At 34.9% G+C, this 25538-nt stretch carries 16 protein-coding genes; 11 read left to right on the forward strand and 5 right to left on the reverse strand.

Features of this window, described 5'->3' with window-relative positions; all coding sequences use genetic code 11:
* Nucleotides 1–898 precede the first annotated feature (898 nt).
* Nucleotides 899–2272, forward strand: a complete 1374-nt coding sequence (locus tag ERX46_RS02955) for a saccharopine dehydrogenase family protein (RefSeq protein WP_130092337.1) — start codon at nt 899–901, stop codon at nt 2270–2272.
* A 501-nt stretch (nt 2273–2773) separates the two neighbouring features.
* Here ERX46_RS02955 and ERX46_RS02960 read toward each other — a convergent pair.
* The 3 genes from ERX46_RS02960 to mnmD form a co-directional block, all read right to left on the reverse strand.
* Entirely contained in the window at nt 2774–3367 is a 594-nt protein-coding gene (locus ERX46_RS02960; RefSeq protein ID WP_130092338.1) for a hypothetical protein, read from the reverse strand.
* Nucleotides 3368–3373: 6 nt separating this feature from the next.
* A complete protein-coding gene (locus tag ERX46_RS02965) occupies nt 3374–4420 on the reverse strand; it encodes a tetratricopeptide repeat protein (RefSeq protein ID WP_130092339.1) in 1047 nt (348 codons plus the stop codon).
* Nucleotides 4421–4548: 128 nt separating this feature from the next.
* Entirely contained in the window at nt 4549–5214 is a 666-nt protein-coding gene (gene mnmD / locus ERX46_RS02970; RefSeq protein WP_130092340.1) for a tRNA (5-methylaminomethyl-2-thiouridine)(34)-methyltransferase MnmD, read from the reverse strand.
* 302 nt (nt 5215–5516) lie between these two features.
* Here mnmD and dnaB point away from each other — a divergent pair, with 302 nt between their 5' ends.
* Genes dnaB through ERX46_RS02985 form a run of 3 tightly spaced genes read left to right on the forward strand, consistent with a single transcriptional unit; the run spans nt 5517 to nt 8788 of the window.
* Nucleotides 5517–7022 (forward strand): replicative DNA helicase, encoded by a 1506-nt coding sequence (gene dnaB / locus ERX46_RS02975; protein ID WP_242494529.1) that lies wholly within the window; start codon nt 5517–5519, stop codon nt 7020–7022.
* Between the two features lie 48 nt (nt 7023–7070).
* Nucleotides 7071–8330, forward strand: a complete 1260-nt coding sequence (locus ERX46_RS02980; RefSeq protein WP_130092342.1) for an asparagine synthetase B — start codon at nt 7071–7073, stop codon at nt 8328–8330.
* A gap of 5 nt (nt 8331–8335) precedes the next feature.
* A complete protein-coding gene (locus ERX46_RS02985; RefSeq protein ID WP_130092343.1) occupies nt 8336–8788 on the forward strand; it encodes a hypothetical protein in 453 nt (150 codons plus the stop codon).
* Nucleotides 8789–8958: 170 nt separating this feature from the next.
* On the opposite strand, the gene tsaB is transcribed toward ERX46_RS02985, so the two are convergent.
* On the reverse strand, nt 8959–9636 hold the full coding sequence (tsaB, locus tag ERX46_RS02990; RefSeq protein ID WP_130092344.1) for a tRNA (adenosine(37)-N6)-threonylcarbamoyltransferase complex dimerization subunit type 1 TsaB: 678 nt from the start codon (nt 9634–9636) through the stop codon (nt 8959–8961).
* Nucleotides 9637–9760: 124 nt separating this feature from the next.
* Between tsaB and metK the strand changes: the two genes are divergently transcribed.
* Entirely contained in the window at nt 9761–11017 is a 1257-nt protein-coding gene (gene metK, locus ERX46_RS02995) for a methionine adenosyltransferase (protein WP_130092345.1), read from the forward strand.
* A gap of 551 nt (nt 11018–11568) precedes the next feature.
* Here metK and ERX46_RS03000 read toward each other — a convergent pair.
* On the reverse strand, nt 11569–13599 hold the full coding sequence (locus ERX46_RS03000; protein WP_130092346.1) for a S9 family peptidase: 2031 nt from the start codon (nt 13597–13599) through the stop codon (nt 11569–11571).
* Between the two features lie 301 nt (nt 13600–13900).
* Between ERX46_RS03000 and fbaA the strand changes: the two genes are divergently transcribed.
* From fbaA to ERX46_RS03030, 6 genes are all read left to right on the forward strand, one after another.
* On the forward strand, nt 13901–14968 hold the full coding sequence (fbaA, locus tag ERX46_RS03005; protein ID WP_130092347.1) for a class II fructose-bisphosphate aldolase: 1068 nt from the start codon (nt 13901–13903) through the stop codon (nt 14966–14968).
* Between the two features lie 49 nt (nt 14969–15017).
* Nucleotides 15018–15863 (forward strand): acetyl-CoA carboxylase, carboxyltransferase subunit beta, encoded by an 846-nt coding sequence (gene accD / locus ERX46_RS03010; RefSeq protein WP_130092348.1) that lies wholly within the window; start codon nt 15018–15020, stop codon nt 15861–15863.
* A gap of 330 nt (nt 15864–16193) precedes the next feature.
* Entirely contained in the window at nt 16194–19484 is a 3291-nt protein-coding gene (locus ERX46_RS03015; protein ID WP_130092349.1) for a T9SS type A sorting domain-containing protein, read from the forward strand.
* A 421-nt stretch (nt 19485–19905) separates the two neighbouring features.
* Nucleotides 19906–22425: a T9SS type A sorting domain-containing protein gene (locus ERX46_RS03020; protein ID WP_130092350.1), complete on the forward strand. Its 2520-nt coding sequence runs from the start codon at nt 19906–19908 to the stop codon at nt 22423–22425.
* A gap of 566 nt (nt 22426–22991) precedes the next feature.
* Nucleotides 22992–23510, forward strand: a complete 519-nt coding sequence (locus ERX46_RS03025; RefSeq protein ID WP_130092351.1) for a hypothetical protein — start codon at nt 22992–22994, stop codon at nt 23508–23510.
* Nucleotides 23511–23540: 30 nt separating this feature from the next.
* Entirely contained in the window at nt 23541–25487 is a 1947-nt protein-coding gene (locus ERX46_RS03030; RefSeq protein ID WP_130092352.1) for a T9SS type A sorting domain-containing protein, read from the forward strand.
* The last annotated feature ends 51 nt before the right edge of the window (nt 25488–25538 follow it).

Raw genomic sequence — 25538 nt, forward strand, 5'->3', positions numbered from 1 at the left:
ACAACTGTTACTACTAGAGAAAACGACTGTTACAACGAGATGAAATCTCGCGGTAACAGTTTTAAAAAAAAAGTTATAAATCAAAAAAGAGGGATAGAAATAATGATACTATAGCGCCATTATTTCTATCCCTCTTTTTTGAACACACACACCACAAAATCAGTTACCACGAGATTTCAATTCGCGGTCTGATTTAATTATAGTCCAAGTGGTTCTTCCTCTCAAAATGTTGGGGTTTTTAACCTCTTTTGCGCCTGCGCAAAAGCCCCTGCAACGGTACGGACGATTTGTAAACTTAGCGAAGCGATCTCATGACCAAAGGGAGTAATCGTCCTTGCTGGTGCAGAGGAAAACAGCCCATCATTAAAACCTAAAGCATCCTCGAATATTCTCCCTATAAATCGAAGAGAAGATCCCTTCCAATTCCAAAATCTCCAATTGCAAAGCCCTCAACCCCACGCCCCGGCTTTAAACGAAAAGCTTGTTGAACTTGTTTGCCCAATTCCACAGCGATAAAAAGCGACAAAAGAAGCTCTTTTAGCGCTGATTGGATTGGTGCAAAACAAGGAGACAACTTGAAGGTGGAGACGGATTAAGGCGCCCAAAAAGAAATAATCACTGCAATTTTCCTTTGTGTATAGTAAGGACGTTTTGCAAAACTTCCCTACTACACGCAAACATATATAAACAAACGCTCAGCAAATTGTCCGAATCATCTTAAATCTTGATTTTAACCATAATTTTCGAAAACAAACCTTCCGATTACTTGATAATTTTCCTAATTTTCATTTGCTTTGTTGATTACAATTAATTGAATCAAATAATGAATGCGGTTGAATTTTGAACATCAGAAAACGATTTTATTTTTAATACACGCAGGAATAAAAAACAACAAACAATGAAGAATATTTTAATATTAGGAGCAGGGTTATCATCTTCCTCACTAATACGTTACCTTCTCCAAAATGCGGAAAAGGAACAATGGCACTTGAAAATTGTAGATCAAAACAAAGAAGCTATTGAGAAAAAAATCAACGGATCGAAGTATGCAACGGCAATGGTTTTTAATGCTTTGGATCCTATCGAAAGAAGACCAGAGATTGAAAAAGCAGACATCGTAATCAGCATGTTACCAGCACGTTTCCACGTGGATGTAGCAAAGGATTGTATTCAAATGAAGAAAAATTTGATTACGCCTTCTTACGTTTCTCCGGAAATGAAAGCGTTGAATGAAGAAGCAAAAGAAGCTGGAATCATCATCATGAACGAAATTGGAGTTGATCCTGGAATCGACCACATGAGTGCGATGCGTGTAATTGATGAAATTCGTGATGCCGGTGGTGATATGAAAGTTTTTGAATCATTTACAGGTGGATTAGTTGCCCCAGAAAGTGATGACAATCCTTGGAATTATAAATTTACTTGGAATCCAAGAAACGTTGTTTTGGCGGGTCAAGGCGGAACGGCACAATTTATTCAAGAAGGACTTTACAAGTATATTCCTTACTATAAATTATTCCGTCGAACAGAAATAATCGACATCGATGGATACGGTCGTCTTGAAGGATATGCCAACAGAAATTCATTGATGTACCGGGAGTTATACAATTTGGAAGGAATTCCAACAATTTACCGTGGAACATTGAGAAGGGTTGGTTTTTCTAGAGCTTGGGACGTTTTTGTTCAATTGGGAGCAACGGACGATTCTTATACTTTGGAAGGAAGTGAGAATATGAGTAACCGTGATTTTATAAACTCATTTTTGCCATACAATCACAGCGATTCTGTTGAATTGAAATTACGTCACTACATGAAAATCGACCTTGATGATTCACTGTGGGACAAATTGGTTTGGTTAGGAATTTTTGATGGAAACACGAAAATGGGATTGAAAAATGCCACACCAGCTCAAATGTTACAAAAAATTCTTGAAGCGAAATGGGAATTGAAACCAGACGATAAAGACATGATTGTGATGTACCACAAATTTGTTTATTTATTGAATGATGAATTAAAAGAAATCACTTCTGAAATGGTAAACATCGGTGAAGACCAAACGTTTACTTCAATGAGTAACACTGTTGGTTTACCAGTTGGGATTTGCGTAAAGAAAATATTAAACGGAACAATTCAATTAAAAGGAGTTGTTATTCCAACCCACAAAGAAGTGTACACTCCGATTTTAAAGGAATTAGAAGAATACGGAATTGTGTTTAAAGAAAAACAAATTCACCCACCAAGATTGTACAATACAGAAGAAACGTGGAAGTAAATCTAAATCGTTAGAGACGCGTTTGTAAAATCGTTAGAGACGCGATGCATCGCGTCTCCACGTTTTACAATTGCAACAGCGTCTTTCGAGTTTTTGAGAGTAATATGTTTAGAATTAATGAAAGCGTTGTTTGAGAAATCATTCAACGCTTTTTCAATTTTGCGCGCAAGTTATGAGTGTGACTGCGATGACTGAGCATTCTAAGATATAACCTAATTGTTTTGATGTTATTTTCATTTTTTCAAAACGTTTTTCCATTTGCCTTCGATGCCTTCGACAGGCTAGTCAGCAAGATTGACCTTCGGTGACTGAGCATTCTAAGATATAACCTAATTGTTTTGATGTTATTTTCATTCTTTTAAAAACGTTTTCTATTTGCCGCATTGCCTTCGACAGTCAGTCAACGGATTGCTCTTCGGTGTCTTCGGTGACTAGAGCCTGTCGAAGGTATCGAAGGCGTTCCAATACAGCGAAATCCCGTTAATAATTAATCATCAAACATTAATCATTAAAAAAGTCAAGCCAAAACTTCACCCCAACAATTACCAAAACATACACAAACCCAGGAAGTGCAATTAAATTGGCTAATCCGATTGCCAAAATTCCCCCTGCTATTGCAATATAAAGCGCTTTTCTTCTAGAGAAAATTAAGTTTTTCCATGATTGGATTTGGTAAGCTCCTGTCTTCACAAACATAGCTTTGTATTGCTGATAATTTCCTAAAATTACCAACGGCAATAAAATATATCCTTGAGGAATTGGAAGTCCAGCTTCTTCATAGCTTAAAAACGCTACAATTTGTTTAGGGAAATCAATTCCTGGAACAATAAAATAGACTGCGATTTGTGAAATTATAATAACAAGGAACATCAAGATAGAATTGAAAATTAACCTTCCATACCTTAATGAAAAAGGAAAATTAATTTTCTGAAATTGAATGATTTTATTGACTTTGATGTACACAAAAACTTCTGTGGCAATTAAATCGATGAAGTAGAAAAGAAGAATAAAGTAAATTCCCCATTCAAAAAACACCAAGCCCAAGATTGGGATTACCGCTTCACTGATTGCGTTTACTAGTTTCAAACGATTCATTAGAATCTAGTATTTTTTACGCAATTTTTCAGCTGCTTCTTTTGCTGGAATGAAATTTTTATCTATTTTCAATGCTTCAGCATAATATCTTCCAGCTTCCGGAAATCTATCCTGCTCATAATACAATTCACCCATCTGAAACCACGCTGGAGTATATTGCGGATTTACATCAAGCGCTTTGTCATAATAATACGCAGCGCTATCCAATTCTTTTTGATAATAATGTTTGATGTATGCTTGATTGAAATAAGTGATGTAAAAATCAGGCTCAAACTTTTCTATTTTACGGTATTCTTTTAATGCATTATCATATTCACCCAAATCTTGCAAACTTTTAGCAACTCCATAAATGGCATTTAGATTTTCTGGTTTTAAATCCACAGCATTTTGATAATATTGAAGTGCTAATTTGTGTTTCCCCATAGATGTCAACAACCAACCAGTATTCAGATGTCCAATAAAAAACTCTGGATCAATTTGAAGAGCAGTTTGGTAACTTGAAACAGCCAAGTCATTTTTCTCTAAAGTTTTATATATTGAACCTTTCAAAACGTAAGCATCACGGTAACGTTCATCCATTCTTAAAGCATCGTTGATGTATTTAATTGCTGTTTTAAAATCCCCTGTTAATGAATATGTATTGGCTAATTCCACCAAAGTTTGAGGATCTTTAGGTTTTAATGAAAGAATATATTGATAATGGCGTTTTGCTCTTTCGATATCAGATCGTGGCGTTTCAGGCTTATTTATTAATGTCCAAGCATACAATTGACGTGCTTTTATATTTGTTGAATCGATTCTAAACGCTTTTGCTCCGGCATTTAAGGCACAACTGAAATTCATATTTTCTTTACAAATCTCTCCTTGACGAATCCAAAGATTTATGTTTTCGGGATTTTTTTCTAGACTATCTGAAATTTGAGCTAACTCATCTTTTTCAATGTTTACTTCTTCTTTTACAAAGAATTGATCATCATCTGTTTTGTTTTCTGAGGTACAAGAAAACAATAGTCCGAAACCTAAAATCGTATATAAAAACCTGTTTTTAATCATAATTTTCTAACTTAATGGGGCAAAGGTAAACAATTAACTTTGTTGAAAGCATCGCTTTTCTTAATTCTTAAAGTTCAGATTCCGTGCAGAGGCTTATCTTAAAACTACGCTTAACGCAATAATAATCTCTATATTTTTCGAGCCCGCAGCATTTCTCTTTTTCCTGGAGGGCCTGGAATTTTTTCTACTTCAAAACCTAAACTGATTAAACTTCTGCGGACATCTCCTTTAGCACAATACGTAACAAAGATGCCATTGGTTGACAAAGCATCATACATTTTTTGTAAAACTTCAGTTGTCCACATGAAAGGTTGAGCTCTCGGGCCAAATGCATCATAATAAATCAGGTCAAAAGATTCCTTTTCGGGAATATAATCTTCCATCTTTTGTTCAACTTTCTTTAAAGTAAACGATTCACTTATTGCTACAAATTCATCCCATTTTGCAGTATGTAGCTTTTGATAGGATTCACTAAACGGAGCAATATACTCTAGTTCATCATACTTTAAAAGTTCAATATCTTCCAATGTTACAGGGAAAGCTTCTAGACCTGTGTAATGAACAGTCTTGTTGTCATTTTGACCTGCAATTACAGTAATTATAGTATTTAATCCAGTCCCAAATCCAATTTCTAAAACGCTTACTTCTTTTGTTTTTATTTCATCCCAACCACTTTTGATGAAAACGTGCAATGCTTCTTGGAGCGCTCCATGATTAGAGTGGTAATGTTCGTATATGTCTGGCATATAGATCGTTTTTGATCCGTCTTTTGTTGTGATTATTTCTCTTTTCATGTTTATATCTTTTAAAAAAATGAATTCTAAATAGTTTCACTTTTAGGAGTTGTTTATCGTAACTTTGTATGTGCAAAACTAATGATTGTTTTCGGTTATGAAGCAACTAAGAAAAAGCACCAATCAAGGCTCTAGCCAGATAAAAGTTATACAGCAAAATAGAGTTTTACACAATCTTAAAAGATGATGACATTAAAACCGAGTTTCAGATTGGTTTTAAATATATTTGCAATATGGAGAAGCAGGATAAAAAAGATGGAAAAGTTGTAGTCAGTAGGAGCACGCGTGGTAGCAAAAGTCCTATGGATGTTGGGCGTATCCCGCCACAAGCTACTGATTTAGAGCAGGCTGTCTTGGGTGCCATGATGATTGATGGTACTGCCATGAATAACGTAATTGATATTCTGCGTACTAAAGATGCTTTCTATGATCCTAAGCACCAGGCAATTTTTGAAGCGATGTCAGAATTGTACAATACCACAACTCCAATTGACTTGCTAACGGTGACGGAACAATTACGTAAATTGGCAAGTTTAGAAAAAGCAGGTGGTGCGTATTATTTATCGACTTTAACCAATAAAGTAGCTTCTGCGGCTCACGTTGAACACCACAGTAGAATTATTATTGAAAAATATATCCAACGTGAAATTATTGGAATTTCTAGCGAGATTTTAAAGGAAGCATACGACGAAACGAAAGATGTTTTTAGTGTACTTTCAAAAGCGGAGGAAGAACTGTTTGCCATTGCTCAAAACAACATGAAGAAGAGCTACGACACCATGCAAACTGCCATGAAAGGTGCAATTGAGGAAATTGAAAGTGCCCGTGGAAATAAAGATGGTGTTTCTGGAGTTCCAACTGGATTTAAAGCATTGGATAAGATGACCTCTGGTTGGCAACGTTCGGATATGATTGTAATTGCGGCGCGTCCTGCAATGGGGAAAACGGCTTTCGTTTTGTCGATGGCAAGAAATACAGCGGTTGACTATAATATGGGAGTTGCATTTTTCTCATTAGAGATGTCAAGTGTTCAGCTCGTTAAACGTTTGATTTCTTCAGAAGCTCAAATTGATGCCGAAAAACTGAGAAAGGGAAATATTGAGGACCACGAATTTCAAATGATTCACACAAAAATTGCACGTTTATCTAAAGCACCAATTTATATTGATGATACGCCAGGAATTTCGATTTTCGAATTGCGTGCAAAGTGTCGTCGAATGAAACAAAAGCACAATATTGAATTGGTGATTATTGACTACCTTCAGTTAATGACTGCCGGAACAAATAAAGGTGGAGGAAACCGTGAACAAGAGATTTCACAAATTTCTCGATCAATTAAAGAGATTGCAAAAGAATTAAATATTCCAGTGATTGCCTTGTCTCAGCTGAGTCGTTCGGTTGAACAACGTGGTGGAGATAAAAGACCAATTCTTTCAGATTTACGTGAATCTGGAGCAATTGAGCAAGATGCCGATATCGTTTCCTTTATATACCGTGCAGAATATTACGGTTTATTAGAAGACGAAAAAGGGCCAACACAAGGAATGGGAGATATCATTATTGCGAAACACAGAAATGGTTCCACAGATACGGTACGACTGAGATTTATTGGTAAGTTCGCTAAATTCGACAACGTTGAATCATTTGGAATGGATGATGAAGTTCAACAACCAGGTGCATTGCCAGTCGGACGTGATTTTGACACTTCGGAAGTTGAAAATCGCATGGTTATTTCCAGTAGAATGGATGATATCGATGATGATGATTTTGATATGTCACATGATGAATCAGATGAAGCACCGTTTTAAATTGTTGAGTCAATAATTTTTTATTACTTTGTTCAAAACGAAATAATTATGCGGTATATATTTACAACATTAATAGCACTTTTATTAGGTTCGCAATTGTTTGCAGCTTCTATTTTAGTGCCTATGGATAAGGCACAAGCCAATCACTTAAAGGCTTACGGAATTGCCTATTTTGTATTGGAAAATGGTGTGACATTGGAATGGTTGTTAAATTATAGAGGAGGTTCATTTTTGATTCCACACCTCACAGCTATTGAAAACGAGTTGGTAATTCGTGGTGTAAGCTATGAAATTGTTGCCGATGGTCAAGTCAATACAATTAAAAGAAATATTTCTTCTCCTGAAGTAAATCAAGAAGTGGTGCAATTAGAAGTAGCGCCTAAGATTGCTGTTTATACGCCCGGTGGAAAACAACCTTGGGATGATGCGGTAACTTTAGTTATGGAATATGCCGAAATTCCTTACGATAAAATTTATGACAGTACCATAATTGCTGGAGGATTAAAAGAATACGATTGGCTGCATTTGCACCATGAAGATTTCACTGGTCAATACGGTAAATTTTATTCTGCTTATAGAAATGCACCTTGGTACCGCGAACAAGTTGCCACATTAGAAGCAAGCGCTCAAAGTTTAGGCTTCTCAAAAGTTTCCGACATGAAATTAGCTGTTGCCGAAACGATTAAAAGTTATGTTTTCTCGGGTGGATTTTTATTCACCATGTGCAGCGGAACAGATAGTTTTGATATTGCATTGGCAGCCCACGAAACCGATATTGTTGAACACATGTTTGACGGCGACGGAATGGATCCGAATTACAAATCAAAGTTAGATTTCAAGAAATCTTTGGCTTTTGAAAATTATGAAATCGTTGAGAATCCATTGGAATATGAATATTCAACTATCGATGGAACGAATAGACACAGAAGAATACCTGAAAAAGACGATATTTTCACTTTGTTTGAATTTTCTGCAAAATGGGATGTTGTGCCTACAATGTTAACCCAAAATCACACAACAATTCTTAAGAATTTCTACGGTCAGACAACAGATTTTGTTAAAGAATTTATTAAACCTTCTGTTACAATTATGGGAGAATCCAAAGCCATTGAAACAGTGAAATACCTGCATGGAGAATTAGGTCTCGGAACTTGGACTTTCTACGGTGGACATGATCCAGAAGATTATCAGCACAGGGTAGGAGATCCGCATACAGATTTAACTTTGCATCCTAACTCACCAGGTTACCGTTTGATTTTAAACAATGTTCTTTTTCCAGCAGCGAAGAAGAAAAAACGTAAAACATAGAAATTTTGGGCTTCCTCTTTAAAAAAGAATACCGTTTAGGGCTTTTACTCGTGCTTGTTTTTGGATTATTCCTCTACTACGCTGATCAAACTTCTGAGCAAATTATAACGTATTTCACTAATACGATGTTTCAATATGAAAAACCAGCCTATTTGAAATTGGTGTATTTGGTCTTACTAATCGTTACGATCGCCATGTTAGCGACATTAAATAGAAGTGAAATCTCAACCATTGAAGAAAAGAAAGATGCATTTAATTCTTTTGTAATTTCAAGTGTTTCATCCTTTTTTCCCGGTTGGATTGTGCATTTATATTTCGTTGTTCAAACAGTAGAAAACAGAGCGAGTTTTATGGAGTTAGAAGACCAATTCTGGATTTACCATTGTGCAGACTTGACATTTGTAGCAGGTTTTGCTTTTGCAGGATTTATGAAATTGAGACCAGCTATTCATAAATAATTACGAATTTTTTAATTACGAATTACGAATTGTTGGATTTGTGCTTTAATGAGTAAGTGTTTCTATATATAAAAAAATCCGCGTCATCAGCGTTCCGTCATCCACCTAGCCATAGCAAATCACGTTACATTGGGTCAAACAATTATCAATTATCAATTGTGAATTATCAATTAGATTAACTTTTTCTTCGAAGGCGTAACCACAAAATCTTTCAAATACTTCGGTTCAAAATACGCAACATCTTCGAACTGTTCATTTTTGAATTTCTCGAAAGCAATTTCCACTTGTCCAGCGGCACTTGAAACAATAGATTCATCAATAATTACATCACGGTTATTCCAAATTTCTTTGGTTTTACTTGCTCCATCTCCACAAACAACAATTGGCAAATATTTCTCATAAGATTCCTCTTCTAAAATGTCAGCAGAAAGACTTTTGATCACTTTAAAATCTGCATCAAATATCGTAGAAAAAACCTCCATTCTTCTGGCGTCGATCATTGCACAAATCGATGAATTTGGATGTTTTTTTCGTGCTAAATAGGCAATGCTTTCAAGTGTATTTACAGCAATCATCGGAATACTTAATGCATAACATAATCCTTTCGCTGTTGAGACTCCTATGCGCAATCCAGTGTAGGAGCCTGGTCCACTAGTGACAACAATTGCATCGAGTTCATTCAATTTCCAGTTGTTTTTCTTACAAATTTGGTCAATGAAAACTGTAAGTCGTTCGGAATGAATGTAAGCATCAGAACTTTCTTCCAATAAGTCAATTAATTGCCCATTTTCAGAAAGTGCAACGGAGCATACTTTTGTTGAAGTTTCAATGTGAAGAAATTTTGCCATATCTTATAATTCGTTTTGCAAGAATAAGGTTTTTTGCACTAATCACATTTAATTCTATTAAAATTAGGGCAGATTTGGTGAAGTATTGCTATTTTTGGAAGTTCTAATTTAGAAATATTCAAACATGTCATATTTATTCACATCCGAGTCAGTTTCGGAAGGACACCCAGATAAAGTAGCGGATCAAATATCCGACGACTTAATAGACCACTTTTTAGCTTTTGATAAAGATTCTAAAGTTGCTTGTGAAACTCTTGTAACAACAGGATTAGTAGTTTTAGCAGGAGAGGTAAATTCTAGCATTTATTTAGATGTTCAGAAAATAGCAAGAGACACAATCGAACGCATTGGTTATACCAAAAGTGAGTATCAATTTGATGCTAAATCTTGTGGTGTAATTTCAGCAATTCATGAGCAATCAGAAGATATTAACCGTGGTGTTGACCGTGGTAATCCTGAAGATCAAGGAGCTGGTGACCAAGGAATGATGTTTGGTTATGCAACTAACGAAACGGAAGATTATATGCCATTGGCACTTGATTTATCGCACCGTTTGTTGATGGAATTAGCAGAACTAAGAAGAGAAGAAAAAGAAATCACTTATTTACGTCCAGATGCGAAAGCTCAGGTGACAATCGAATACAGTGACGACAATAAGCCACAAAGAATTGATACAATTGTTCTTTCAACGCAGCATGATGATTTTGATGCAGACGAGAAAGTAATGTTGGATAAAATCAATAAGGACATCAAAGAGATTTTGATTCCAAGAATGATTAAAAAAATCAACACTCCTGCAATTGAAAAATTATTTGATGGTAATATTAAATACCACATTAATCCAACAGGGAAATTTGTTATTGGAGGTCCTCACGGAGATTCAGGATTGACAGGTAGAAAAATTATCGTTGATACTTACGGAGGGAAAGGCGCACATGGTGGTGGAGCGTTCTCAGGAAAAGATCCATCAAAAGTGGACCGTTCTGGAGCTTATGCAACACGTCACATCGCGAAAAACCTTGTAGCTGCAGGATTGTGTGAAGAAGTACTTGTACAAGTTTCTTACGCAATTGGTGTTGCAGAACCAATGGGATTATACGTAAACACATACGGAACGGCGAAAGTTGATATGACTGATGGTGATATCGCTCGTGAGATTTCAAAAATGTTTGACATGCGCCCAGCCGCTATCGAAAAACGTTTGAAATTAAGAAACCCAATCTATGGTCCAGCTGCGGCCTACGGACACATGGGAAGAAAACCAGAAATCAAAACTGTAACATTTGAAAACGCAGGTAGAAAAGAAACTCTAGAAGTTGAATTCTTTACTTGGGAGAAGTTGGATTTTGTAGATCAGATTAAGACTACTTTCAAATTGTAATAGTTAATTTGATGATATATTGAAAAGGTCGGCGATTGTGTCGGCCTTTTTTTTGTTGATTATGTTTTGATAACACGCGGTACCGGATTATGATTTTTAGATGTATTTCCGTTTTGATATGTTGAACGTTTAAATGTGGTAGTACGTTAATAAAAATTTGGATACGTTTAGATATGTTGATGTTTTGGAATATGATGTTACGTTAATAATGATTCTGGAACGTTTAGTTATGTTGATGTGTTTAAAATTATTGATGCGATTAAATGCGATGAACGTTTGATTACATTGATGTGTTTAAATGTGATGAACGTTTGAATGTATTGATGCGTTATTAATATTGTCGATACGTATTAATAATGTTGATACGTATTAATAATGTAGAGACACACGGCCGTGTGTCTCTACATTATTAAAATGGGTTTCAACATTATTAAAAAACGCGTCCCAATATTATTTATAAACGTATTTCTACATATTGAAAAAACCATCAATACGTTGAAAAACCATCCAATCGTTAATACGTCCAAAAACCGTATTCAATCGTTGAAAAATTAATTCTTCAACGTCTCATCCAACCATTTATAAAACTCTTTCTGCCAAATCATAGCATTTTGTGGGGCCAAAATCCAGTGGTTTTCAAGTGGGAAATAAATCATTTTTGACTTTATTCCTTTCAATTGTGCCACTTGAAAAGCTTCAAAACTTTGTCCTTCTGGTACACGGAAATCAATTCCTCCTTGGATAATAAGAATAGGCGTATCCCATTTATCTACCAGTTTGTGTGGACTAAACTCTTCATAAGATTTTTTGTTTTCTTTTTCCCAATATGGTCCACCTAAATCCCAATTCGCAAAGAACAATTCTTCTGTTGTTCCATACCAAGAAGTCATGTTAAATAATCCAGCGTGGGCAATCAATGATTTGAATCGTCCTTCATGAACTCCAGCTAAATAATAAACTGAATATCCGCCATAAGAAGCTCCAACTGCTCCAATCCTATCTTTATCAACATATTTTTCTTTACTTACATCATCGATTGCAGATAAATAATCACGAATCGATTGACCTCCCCAATCTTTTGAAATAGCATCGTTCCATTTTTGACCAAATCCAGGTAAACCTCTTCTGTTTGGTGCTACCACAACATATCCTTGAGAAGCCATTAATCTGAAATTCCAACGGAAAGAGAAAAATTGACTCACCGCAGACTGTGGTCCACCTTGACAATATAATAAAGTAGGATATTCTTTGTTCTCATCAAAGTTGGGTGGTAAAATAACCCATGTCAGCATTTTCTTATTGTCAGTTGTCGTTACCCATCTTTTTTCAATTTTTGGCGCATCAAATTGTTTTAAAGCTTCATCATTTGCATGTGTTAATTGTTTTGATTTCCCCGTTTTGATGTCCACTTCGAACATTTCATTTGGATGTAACATAGATTGACGCATGGTTATCAATTTACCATTTACCAAAGCTAAACTTCCATAATTGTGATCACCTGTCGTTATTTGTCTGTGTTTTTTCGTTTTTACATCCAATTCAAACAATTGATAGGTGGCTTCAATAACAGCTAAGAAATAGATTTTGTCTCCTTTTTCATTCCATATAAAATCACTCACTGTTAAATCAATACTTACTGTTAAATTTTGATCTTCTTGTGTCTTAATGTCTCTAACAATAATGTCATTTTTATCAGATTCAAAACCGTCGTTTGCCATGCTTAACCAAGCCAGTTTTTGGGTGATTTCATGAACATTCGGACTAGCATCATATCCATTGTAAGCTTCTGTCCAATTACTTGTTTCTTTTTTTTCAATATCATAAACGTACAATTCAGAATCTGTACTTGTAGCATACTCTTTTCCTACTTTCTTTTTTGAAGCGTAAATCACATGCTTTTCATTTAAAAAAGTCACGTTTTCTAATCCACTAAATGGCTTCATCACTCCATCATAAGGTGTGTCCGCCAATAAATTGATTCCTTTTGGATTCGCTTTACCGTCTTCCATCGTATATAAAAACAATTGTTCGCTGAATTCATCTTGCCAAGTATCCCAATGTTTATATAACAAATCATCATAAATCTGAACATTTGCTTCAGGATACTCCGGATACATGTCCAAAGTAGTTTTTCTTGTTTTCACACGTTCTAATGTAATAAGGTACTTTCCTTTTGGACTGATTTTAAAATCAATTAAATCCTTTGAAGGCTTACTTAAAACAGTTTGCAATTCAGCTTTATTAATTGAAGAAGTAACAATTTTCTTATTGTCTTTATCGCTAATCACACCAGCAACACCATCATTGGTCCAATGCATCCCTTGGATTTTCGCGTTTTCTCCAACAATTTTATCATGAGTTCCTTTCTTTAAGTCATAGATATAATAATCTCCTTTTCCAGCATTTTTATCCATTTCATAAACAGAAGACCTGTATAGAATGTTGGATTTGTCAGGAGAAACAGTTCCTCCACTTATTCGTTTCAATTCCCAAAGTTTTTCAGGAGTAAATGTCTGTTGTTGCCCAAAAACAAAAGGAGCAATCAGCAATAATAAACCGCTTGTAATTTTCTGTAAATTCATTTGTTGTTTCTTTATTAAAAAGTGAAAATATGAATAATTTGTCATGTATAGAAGGTAATTAGGGACAAAAGATGGAAAGGGAGTGTTTTTAATAAGGATCTAAGTAAAAAGAGATTTCTCAGGAATAAAAACGATGATGAATTTCTTTTTATTTCCTACTGTTTTTAGGGAAATTAAAATATCATCAAATCTCAATAGCTAAGGCACAAACAAAATTCGTATTTCGTAATTGACAATTCGTAATTCTTAATTTGTAATTGATTATAATTAGTATCTTTGCTAACCTAAAAAACATTAAATTATGTCACACTCAATAAAGCCCGGTGTTGCAACGGGAGACGAAGTTCAGAATATATTTAAGCATGCGAAGGAAAATAACTACGCATTGCCAGCTGTTAACGTTGTAAGTTCAAGTACAATTAATGCTTGTTTAGAAACTGCCGCAAAAGTTAATGGACCTATTATCATTCAATTTTCGAATGGTGGAGGAATATTTAATGCTGGAAAATCTCTTTCTAACGAGAATGAACAAGCTTCAATTGCAGGAAGTATTGCAGGAGCGCGTCACATTCATTTGATGGCAGAATTATATGGTGCTACCGTAATTTTACATACAGATCACGCTGCTAGAAAGGTGTTGCCTTGGATTGATGGTTTGTTGGATGCTAGTGAAGAAGAGTTCAAAAGAACTGGAAAACCTTTGTTTAGCTCACACATGATTGATTTATCTGATGAACCATTAGAGGAAAATATCGCAACATGTAAAAAGTACCTTGAGCGCATGAGCAAAATTGGTATGACGTTGGAGATTGAGTTGGGAATTACTGGAGGTGAGGAAGATGGTGTTGATAATAGCGACGTAGATGTTTCAAAATTATATACACAGCCTGAAGAAGTAGCTTATGCTTATGAAGAATTATTGAAAATCAGCGATAAATTTACAATTGCTGCTGCTTTTGGTAATGTTCATGGTGTTTACCGTCCAGGAAATGTAGTTTTGACGCCAAAAATTTTGAAAAATTCTCAAGAACATATTCAAGAGAAATTTAAAACAGGCCCTAACCCAGTAGATTTCGTTTTTCATGGTGGATCAGGTTCCTCAGTTGAAGAAATTCGTGAAGGGATTAACTACGGTGTAATTAAAATGAACTTGGATACAGATATGCAGTATGCATTCAACGAAGGTGTTCGTGATTACATGGTGAAATACAATGATTATTTGAATTCACAAATTGGCAATCCAGAAGGAGATAATTTACCAAATAAAAAGTATTACGACCCACGTAAATGGTTAAGAGAAGGAGAGACCGCTTTTGTTAAAAGATTGACGAAATCATTCGAAGATTTAAACAATATCGATACCTTATAAAGACTTATTTAAAAATATCACTAGCTTAGTGATGAAAAAATAGAAATTAATGGTTTGGTTTAAGAGAAAATTAGAAGGAATTCAGACATCAACAAAGGACAAGAAGGAAACCCCAGAAGGTTTGTGGTATAAATGTCCAAAGTGTCAAACTGTAGTTACAACAGAAGATCATATTGTGAACTTCTTTATTTGTGAGCGCTGTAGTTTCCATGAACGTATTGGTTCGGAGGAGTACTTTCAACTCTTTTTTGACGATGCGAAATACAAAGAAATCGATAAGAAATTAAAGTCTGGTGATCCACTAGAGTTTGAGGACACAAAAAAATATGTGGAACGCATAAAGCAAACACAGAAAAAGACAGGTCTATCTGATGCGATTCGTACAGCTTACGGAAAAATCGACGGGCAAGATTTCGTTATTGCAGCAATGGACTTTAGTTTTATTGGAGGTTCATTAGGATCTGTAATGGGAGAGAAAATCGCTAGAGCAATTGATCAAGCAATTAAAATGGAAGCACCATTTATGATTATTTCAAAGTCTGGTGGAGCAAGAATGATGGAAGCTGGACTTTCATTAATGCAAATGGCAAAAGTGAGTGCTAAACTGAACCAGTTGTCAGACGCTAAATTGCCTTATATTTCATTATTGACAGACCCAACAACAGGTGGTGTTACAGCATCTTTTGCAATGTTAGGAGATATCAATATCGCTGAACCTAATGCTTTAATTGCATTTGCTGGACCGCGTGTGGTAAAAGAAACAATTGGTAGAGAATTACCTTTAGGATTCCAACGTTCAGAATTCGTTTTAGAACATGGTTTCTTGGATTACATTGTAGACAGACATAACTTAAGAGAAGAAGTTTCTAAGTCTGTGAGGATGTTTATGAACTAGAAATAGAATATTTATATTTTTAAAAGCTCTCAGAAATGGGGGCTTTTTTTGGTTGATTAAAATTCATTAAATCAGAGTATAGATTTGATGTCAATGAAAATTATGTCTTTTAATTTCAATAAGATTATGTTTCGTTTAAATATTTAAGCCGATTATTTAATAACTTATTAACTAGAGTTTTACGTTGTGTTTTCCCAATATGTTGTAATTTGAAATAGTTTTTTTTAATCAAAAACACTTTTGTATATGCTTTTTTTTAAGTAAATTGTTAATCAATAAATTCTAAAATGGGTTTTTATTGAATGAATATATTTACAAATCTACAAAGTTATGAAACACACTATAGCTCATTTTTCAAATAATAAAAAGGGTTTTGACTCAGAATCCAAGAGATTATTTCCTGCAAATAAAAACACAATTCTATTCTTTTTAAGTGTTGTTTTTACTTTGTCAATTTCTTTTGATAATTCTTTTCATGCCCAAGCTTGTCAAAATAATATTAATTCAAACACTTACGGTAACAGTCAATGGTTAGGACACGTTTATAGGCATGATGGTAGTGGTAACCCTGTAAATAACCCTTTTGCAGATTATCGCGGTTCTTATTATGAAAACTCCATTGTATTTGATAGAATTTGGGGTAATTCAAGCCCTGATTGTGTAAATAATGACAGGTTTGCGGTTCGTTATAAAATGAGAGTAAATGTTAATTGCGGTTTATACAAATTTACAATTGGGGGTGATGACGGTATGCGCTTAAGTATTGATGGAGGAGCCACTTGGTTGTTTGGGATTTGGAGTAATCATGGATATTCTACAGTGACTTCACAATTGGTTCATCTTAATGGAACTGTAGATTTAGTTTTGGAATATTATGAAAACGCAGGAAGTGCACGTGTATCTTTTGATTATGCTGGTCAAACAGGATTCATAACAGCTGGAACAACACAGTTGTCATCTAATTCTGGAGCAATTAATTCTACAATAAACGGCTTAGTTACGAATGGAAGTGTTGGAACAGGTTTTAATTATCAATGGCGGTATTCCGATGATAATGGTTCGAGTTGGTCTGATATAGCTGGCCAAACATCTGAAAATTTAACTACTACAGCGCAAGGTAGTGTAGGTACTCGTTTATATCGAAGAGAAACTAAGTGCTCTGGTTCGGTATCCTATTCTGTAGGAGCTAGTTATACTACTGTAAGTCCATGTGCGTCCGCAGTGAATATGTCTTGTGGTACAAACTATTCAGCAACTTTAGGAACATCAGGGGTTTGGAATTCATATAACGGTTGTTCATGGACCGAACCTGGCGGTGAAAAGGTTTACACTTACACTCCTTCAAACTCTGGAAGTTATACTTTCTCAGCGAATACAACAGGTGGTGATCCGGATTTTTTCTTGATGAGTTCTTGTGGACCAAGCGGTACTAATCTCAATCCAGGTTGTTGGAATGATGGAAATCGAACTGTTAACTTGGTTGGTGGCACAACATATTATCTTATCGTAGATAATTACTCTGGTGCTAACCCAGCCTCTTTTACCGTTTCAGTTTCTTGCTATGTAAATCCAGCTTGGAAAAGTGCATGGATATCTATGGATACTGGTTCATCCAATTGGTGTCCAGGTGAAACAAGATCAATAAGTGTGAGGGTGAGAAATATTGGAAGTGCAACTTGGACAAATTCTTCACCGGATATTAACATTGGTGTGAAGTGGGATAATCAATCAAATGCAGCGGCAATTAAAACCAATGCAAATGGTTTAGCGTCTGGAGCAGTTCAAACCTATACTTTCAATGTTACAGCTCCTTTGACACAAGGAACAAATAGATTAACTTTTGATGTGGTTAATGAAGGTAATTTCTGGTTTGCAGATAATAACAATGGAGGAGGTCCAGGAAATGTGATTTATCAAAGTGCTCCAATTAATATCGAACAATTTGGTAATCCTGCGTTATTTGGAGATAATTTCTGGTATGTATATGGGTATGATGGCGATAATACAGATTTATCTTTAAATGATTACAAAGGCTTTTATAAACAACCCGATTTAGGGAGTGGAGATTACGGAGTATCCACAGAAAACTTTTGGTCAAATGGAAACTCTCCTTCCTTTGCGGGTGATGTTATAAATGATGGAAGCCTGTGGAATGGGTGTGGTGATGTTATTGATGATTATTTTAGTTTTACTCATAAAAGAAAGGGCTTTCCTTGTGGGAACTATACTTTTTCGATGGAGAATTGGGATGATGAGACAAGGGTGATAATTGACGGGGTAAATATTTGGTCTTGCGGTGTATGGGAGGGAGCTGTTAATTCAGGTAGTAATTACAATACGAATGCTTCGACCTACCAATGCGGGGCAACTACAACTTTTACTTATCCATTAGATGCAGATTCTAAAGTAGAGTTTCAAACCTTTGAGGGCAATGTGCTTGCGAATCTTGGTGTGAAAATCACTAAAAACAATCCTTCTTCTTTAACTATGGCCTCTAGTGCATCAAGAACATGTAGGGTAAAAGGAAATTCTTTCATTTATTTTTATGATACTGACAGTAGATTAATTGCCGCTATCAATCCTAATGGAGATGATTTAGGAGATGTTACAATAAAAAGTTTTATAGGGTCACCAGATGTTATGGAAGACTGTAGCATACCCGCAAATACTTCTTACCATACAGCATATATGGGGCGAAGATGGATTATGACATCAGATGTATATACCAATGGTAGTGATTTTAATAATAATGTGACAGTACAATTACCATATACTTTGACTGACTTATCAGCATTGAATTCAAGTGCTCAGAATATAACATTGGGAAATTCAATGGATGGTGGTAATATAGATCCGGCTCGAAGGGACAATCTAATGCTTACAAAAATAACTGGTTCAACAGAAAATGGTATTGCCAATCAGGCAGATTGTGCGAGTAACATACGTGCAATAACTAGCTCAACAAATGGTACTCAAATTGAGTCGATTCCCAGTACAGAATACGTGGTTTTCAATATCGGACAATTTTCAGAGTTCTTCTTGCATAAAAATAATGAAGGTTCTGCACTCCCAGTTAAATTGACCAATTTCTCAGCCTCTTGTGATGACATAGTTTCCATTAATTGGACAACAGCTACTGAGCAAAATTCAGATTACTTTGTTCTAGAAAAAAGTCGAGATGGACAAACTTGGACTTTCTTTGCAGAACAAAATGCAGCCGGAAATTCCAATTCTAGAATCAATTACAGTTCCTTAGATGAGAATAGTTCGAACGGAATTGTTTATTATCGTTTAAAACAAGTTGATTTTGATGGTGAAGAAGAAATCTACGGGCCCATTAGTGTTTTGTGTGACGGTGATAAAAGTAATATGAAAATTTATCCAAATCCAAATAATGGAACTTTCACAATTGAGGTTTCGAGTGGTGAAAGTTACTCAGATGTACAATTATTATTGACGGATATCACTGGGAAAATCGTTACTTCAAAAAAAGTAGATATTTCAAATGGAACAACTCAGGTTCTGATGAATGATTTAGATTTGCGAAAAGGATCATATTTAGTTTGGCTAAAAGGAACAGATGTAGCACTAAAACCTATAAAGGTGATTGTAAGTCAATAGTATTGATATTCGTTATTGTAAAATGATTTATAGAAAAGAAGATCCTTCAAAAATAAAGGCTTTTTCATCTTCTCTAATTAATAGGGGAATTTAATTCTGTTGTTTATGATTTCAAGTGGTTATGAGTAAGTGTCTTAAGTCTGTATCTTTAATGGAAAGAGCGGTAAAAAAAAGAAGTGATTCTCTTTTTCTTATACTGACATGATTACTAGTTGTTTAGAGGCGTATTTAGTCAGTGTGTTAACCCTCTCAACTTGTCAAGAAATTAATTATTCTCCTGGAAGTACCGATCCTAAAGAGATAATATGATTTTAATTTTAATTTTTTTTTAAACAATCTACTAACTATCAGAAACTTCTGTTTATTTTTGTATTAAGAATCTAATCCACTAAGTCATAATTAGAAAAACTAATTTGAAATTATGGGATATAAAGATTTTGCTACTAAACAACTGTTAAACAATCAAGAATTGATTTTTTCTAATTTTTCAAAAGTTAGAAGTGGTTTATCATTTAAGAAGTTTACCTTTTTATCTCATCTGATTTTAATCTTTTGTTTATCAAGTCTTAACTTTACTTTTGCTCAAACTCAAACATGTGATACAGGAGGTGATGAAACCACTTATGGAATTGATAAATGGATAGGATATGTTTATCAACATGTACCTGCGGATTTCCCGCTTTCAACTCCGGTTTCAAATGATTATCGAGGTTACGTTACCGAAAATGAATTGTTTGATAGAGATTGGGAATCAGCAAGTCCAAGTTGTTCAAATAATGACAATTTTGCGATTCGTTATAAGATGAATAAAACCTTTGCATGTGGTACTTATAGATTTATTTTAGGAGGAGATGATGGCGTGCGATTGAGTTTAGATGGCGGTGCAACCTGGTTGATTTCAAAATGGACAAATACAGCTTATACAACTGTTTCCTCTGCTCCAATAAGCATGAGCGGAAATACAAATTTGGTTTTGGAATATTATGAAAGAACAGGATTGGGAAGGGTTTCATTTGGGTATGCGACTTTACCTTTTGCAGCTGGTGTTAGCGCTGGTCCTGACAAGGAAGATTGTAATGGAGGAAATATTGTTTTAAATGGTAGTTTTAATACTAATGATCCAAGCCCAACTTATTTATGGTCAGGCGGTCCAATTGTGAGTGGTGAAAATACACTTACACCAACAGTTAACCCAACAAGTACCACAACTTACACTTTAACTGTAACATCCAAAAGTTGTACAGCAAGTGATGATGTTTTGGTCACTGTAGGCGCAGGTTTAACTGGTAATCCTGCAGATTTTGGAGACAATGTTTGGAACGTTTATGGCTATAACGGGAGCAGTACTACTTTGTCAAATAATACATACAGAGGTTTTTATGTTCAGCCTAGTTTAAGTACAACGAATTTCGGAGTAAATACACAAAATTTTTGGTCAAATATTAAATCCCCTTCTGATGCTGGCACAATAAAAGACAATAAGGATCTATGGCAAGGATGTGGCAGTGTAAACGTTAATAATCATACTTTTACAAGTAAAAGACAAGGATTTCCATGTGGTAACTATACATTTAAGTTTAATAATTGGGACGATGAAACCCGCTTGTATATTGATGGAGTGAGTATCTGGTCATGCGGTGCTTGGAGCGGAAGCAATTCAACAAATAACTCAAATAGCTCGCAATATGCCTGTGCGGGAGGTGGTACATTTACAGTAAAATTGGATGCCAACTCTAGAGTAGAGTTTCAAACTTTTGAAGTAGGCGGAGGGTCTAATTTAAGTGTTGATATTGTAGGAGTTACGCCAACTGCCTTGGCTGGTTCTGCAACAAGAACATGTGCTGTAAAAGGAAGTTCTTGGAATCATTTTTATAATGATCAAAATCAATTAATAGCATCTATCAATCCAAATGGAAGTGATTTAGGCAATGTTACAATGAGAAGTTTTTTAGGTTCACCTTTGGTTATGGAAGCTTGCACTACTTCTGATCCTTTATATCATACCGCATATATGGGAAGAAGATGGATAATGTCATCAAGTTTATATCCAAATGGAACAAACATAGGAAATAGTGTTGTCGTTCGGTTGCCTTATACCTTAAGTGAACTCACAGAATTGAATAACCATGCAGAAAATGTCACCTTATCAAATCCAGAAGATGGAGGAAACTCATTGCCGGCAACAAGGTCTAATATGATGTTGACGAAAATTAGTGGTGGAACTGAGGATGGAGTTGCAAATCAATCGGATTGTGTAAGCCAAATTCGAGGAGTAACAAATGGTGGAAGCCTTGTTAATGTATTCACTATACCCAACACTGAGGCTATCGATTTTAGTATAGCTCAATTCTCTGAATTTTTCCTGCATAAAAACAACGATGACTCCCCTTTGCCAGTTACTTTAACTAAGTTTTCAGCTTCTTGCAGTGATTTTATTTCAATTAATTGGACAACAGCATCAGAACAAAATTCAGACTACTTTGAAGTAGAGAAAAGCCGTGATGGTCAAAACTGGACTTTAGTTGATGAACAAAATGCCGCAGGGAATTCTAGTAACAATATCAATTATAGTTTGGTAGATAAAAATGGCTGGAAAGGATTAACTTATTATCGCTTAAAACAAGTTGATATTGATGGAAAAGAGGAAGTTTTTGGACCAATAAGTGCTTCTTGTGATGGTAATGAGAACAACATGATTGTTTATCCTAATCCAAATAATGGGAATTTCACTATTGAAATTTTTAGTGACAATAGTTATTCAGATGTCCAAATGTTAATGACTGATATGACTGGAAAAGTTATTAATTCAAAAAAAGTAGATATTGCTGAAGGAACAACTCAGATTTTAATAAATAACTTGGATTTGAAAAATGGCTCTTATTTGGTTTCTATTATTGGAGCACAAGTTTTGATTAATCCAATTAGGATTGTTGTGAATTAAAAGGAAAGAAGTATAATTTAAAATACGTCTTACCGTCAGGTCACGAAATCCTCCGTCTTTTTTATCAAGCACGTCTATAATGAAAAAAGCATCTGCCATGAGATCTGATATCGGATCTATTTCGTGGTCTGATTTTATCTTGTTTTGCTAAACTGGCTTTCTAAGTCAAAGTCGAATAAATTCTGTTATTTATAAGATTTACACTGACCAAATTTCTTCTTCAAAATAATTGTTGAAATGTTTAACACGAATAGAATAAAACTGCAAAAATTTAAAACTGCTTTTAGATTTAAATTAACCTAAAATTCTTTATGTTTTCAAATGAAATCTAACACAAGACGCCTGAACCTCGCTTTCCAAAAAGGATTCGTCTATAAATTCATTCGCTTGTAGTGGTTCTTGTAAGTTTAGAAGTCTCATTAACAATGATTAACAAATCCCGTTAAATTATTCGTCTAAAACCTAACTAGATTAAAGGAGTTCTTTGTCCGAAACCTTAAATTTATATAGTCAAACAGCTAATTTTCACCTATGTCGAGAATGTTTATTCATGAAATATTTTGGGTATGAAATATTATACACTGTTACGAAAATTTGACTACACAAGTTTAATAATCAAAAAAGTAAATAAGTGTTTATTTTTAAGTGTTGTTTTTTGTTTTATAGTCAATATCAGTATTTCACAGCAAGGATTTGGAGATGGCTATTGGAATGTCAATGTTTATGATATTAGAGGAGCATCAGGAAATATTAATACTTTGCCAATTAATTACAAAGGGTATTATACGCAGAAATTAGATGTAACTGGAAATTACGGAGTAAATACAACACTTTCATGGTTCGCAGCTGGTGGAACATCGAATTCAGCTTCAAATGCTGCTGCGTTTAATAACAGTAATGGAGAAGGTACTAAATACACGAATGTGAATGGAACAACTTCTGGAGAAGATTTTACATTTATTCATAAACGAAAAGGTTTTCCGAGTGGTAAATACAAAATTGTAGTTGACTTTTGGGATGATGAAACTTATATATTCATAGATGGTGTTCTTAAAACATTTGTAGGTAGTAATCTTGGAAGCTGAGGTACTTCAGCTGTTACTTTACTACATTGCGTGGATTTAGATGAAAACACTACAATTGAAATAAGAACCTCAAGCCAACAAAATCCATCAAATTTAGGAATGACCATTACCTCAACGGACTTAACTGTAGATGCGGGTGAACAAAAGCAAATTTGTGATGGAGATAATGTTGTGTTAGACGGAAGTCCAAACACGAATAATGCTACATACTCATGGACTGGAGGTTCTTTTGTGAGTGGTTCAACAACTTTAACTCCTACAGTAAGTCCTACTACAAACTCAACTTATACTATAACTGCCACTTTGGGTGAATGTACTGCATCTAGTGATGTCTTGGTTAACGTTGATATTCACTTAGGTCAAAGTGAATTTGGCAATCAAGTTTGGAACGTATATGGATACAATGGAAATAACAGGAATTTGAATAATGCTTACAGAGGGTTTTATGTACAGCCTAACCTTGCATCACCAAATTTGGGAATTAACACAGAACAATTCTGGACAAAGACTCTATCTCCATCCTCTTCTGGAACTACAAAAGATAATAGTGACTTATGGAATGGCTGTCCAGTCAATGTTAATAATCATACCTTTATTCATAAGCGAAAAGGTTTTCCTTGTGGGAATTATACTTTTACTATGAATAGATGGAATGATGAGGTTAGAGTTCTTATTGATGGAACAATCGTATGGAGTTGCACGACTAATAGCGGAGCTGCCAATTGCACAGATAGAACTTTTACTGTCCAGTTAGATGTTGATTCAGAAGTTGAAATTCAAGTCTTTGAAAATACAGGAACATCAAATTTGAATATAGAGCTTATACCTGTGCCGATATCTTCCCTTACCCCATTAGGAGTGTATACAAGAAAGTGTAAAGTAAGCGGAATTGAATGGGTTAGGTTTTTTGATGAAAATGACAAATTAATAGCTTCAATTAATCCAAATGGAAGTGATTTAGGTAATGTTACAATGACCAGTTATGTTAGTTCGCCAATGATTATGGAGGCTTGTAATACTCCACATCCACTTTATTATATTGCTTATATGGGACGAAGATGGGTGATGAGTTCCGATCTTTATCCTAACGGAGCAAACTTTAATAACAATGTGACGGTTCGCTTACCTTATGATGAAAATGATTTGTTTGGCTTGAATGCTCATGCTCAATTAGTAACAATTCAAAATATGTTTGATGGAGGCGATGTTGAACCTGTCGTGAAAGAGAACATAATGTTAACGAAAATTACTGGTGGAGTAGCAGATGGAACTGCCAATAGCCTGGATTGTGGAGCTACTTTTCTTGGAATTGATAACACAGGAAGAGGTCTGGAGATGGAGTCGATTTTGAATACCGAATATGTTGATTTTGAAATCCAACAATTCTCAGAGTTCTTTCTTCATAAAAACAATGGTGGTTCTGCTCTACCAGTAGAATTAACCAACTTTTCAGCATCATGTGAAAACAATGCTTCAATAAAATGGACAACGGCTTCAGAACTAAACTCAGATTATTTCTTAGTTGAAAAAAGCCGTGATGGTCATAACTGGACTTTGGTTGAAAAGCAAAATGCTGCTGGGAATTCAAATGCTGAAATCAACTACAGCTTTGTTGATGAAGATAGGTGGAATGGACTGTCTTATTACCGTTTAAGACAAGTTGATTTTGATGGAAAAGAAGAAGTTTTTGGTCCAATAAGTGTGTCTTGTACTGGAAATGAGAACAGCATGACAGTTTATCCTAATCCAAATAATGGAACTTTTATAATTGAAATTTCGAGTGACAATGGTTATTCAGATGTACAATTGTTTATGACAGATGCAACTGGTAAAATTGTTGTTTCAGAGGAAATAGATATTTCCAATGGAACAACACAATTTACAGTGAATAAGTTAGATTTATCAAAAGGAGTGTATTTGGTTTCTATTATTGGAGTTGATAATCAGCTGAAACCAGTAAAAGTTGTTTTGAATTAAAAGGAAATAAATAGAGTTATTGAAAAGTATTTAACAGTCAGCTGCCACAGA

It is taken from the genome of Brumimicrobium glaciale, from assembly GCF_004152935.1.
GTDB lineage: Bacteria > Bacteroidota > Bacteroidia > Flavobacteriales_D > Crocinitomicaceae > Brumimicrobium > Brumimicrobium glaciale.

Excerpts from the sequence above, each read along its gene's own strand:
- ERX46_RS03015 (WP_130092349.1), top strand. The coding sequence starts at position 16,194 with ATGAAACACACTATAGCTCATTTTTCAAATAATAAAAAGGGTTTTGAC.
- accD (WP_130092348.1), top strand. The coding sequence starts at position 15,018 with ATGGTTTGGTTTAAGAGAAAATTAGAAGGAATTCAGACATCAACAAAG.
- dnaB (WP_242494529.1), top strand. The coding sequence starts at position 5,517 with ATGGATGTTGGGCGTATCCCGCCACAAGCTACTGATTTAGAGCAGGCT.
- ERX46_RS02955 (WP_130092337.1), top strand. The coding sequence starts at position 899 with ATGAAGAATATTTTAATATTAGGAGCAGGGTTATCATCTTCCTCACTA.
- fbaA (WP_130092347.1), top strand. The coding sequence starts at position 13,901 with ATGTCACACTCAATAAAGCCCGGTGTTGCAACGGGAGACGAAGTTCAG.
- ERX46_RS02960 (WP_130092338.1), bottom strand. The coding sequence starts at position 3,367 with ATGAATCGTTTGAAACTAGTAAACGCAATCAGTGAAGCGGTAATCCCA.
- ERX46_RS02980 (WP_130092342.1), top strand. The coding sequence starts at position 7,071 with ATGCGGTATATATTTACAACATTAATAGCACTTTTATTAGGTTCGCAA.
- tsaB (WP_130092344.1), bottom strand. The coding sequence starts at position 9,636 with ATGGCAAAATTTCTTCACATTGAAACTTCAACAAAAGTATGCTCCGTT.
- ERX46_RS03020 (WP_130092350.1), top strand. The coding sequence starts at position 19,906 with ATGGGATATAAAGATTTTGCTACTAAACAACTGTTAAACAATCAAGAA.
- ERX46_RS03025 (WP_130092351.1), top strand. The coding sequence starts at position 22,992 with ATGAAATATTATACACTGTTACGAAAATTTGACTACACAAGTTTAATA.
- ERX46_RS03000 (WP_130092346.1), bottom strand. The coding sequence starts at position 13,599 with ATGAATTTACAGAAAATTACAAGCGGTTTATTATTGCTGATTGCTCCT.
- metK (WP_130092345.1), top strand. The coding sequence starts at position 9,761 with ATGTCATATTTATTCACATCCGAGTCAGTTTCGGAAGGACACCCAGAT.
- mnmD (WP_130092340.1), bottom strand. The coding sequence starts at position 5,214 with ATGAAAAGAGAAATAATCACAACAAAAGACGGATCAAAAACGATCTAT.
- ERX46_RS02965 (WP_130092339.1), bottom strand. The coding sequence starts at position 4,420 with ATGATTAAAAACAGGTTTTTATATACGATTTTAGGTTTCGGACTATTG.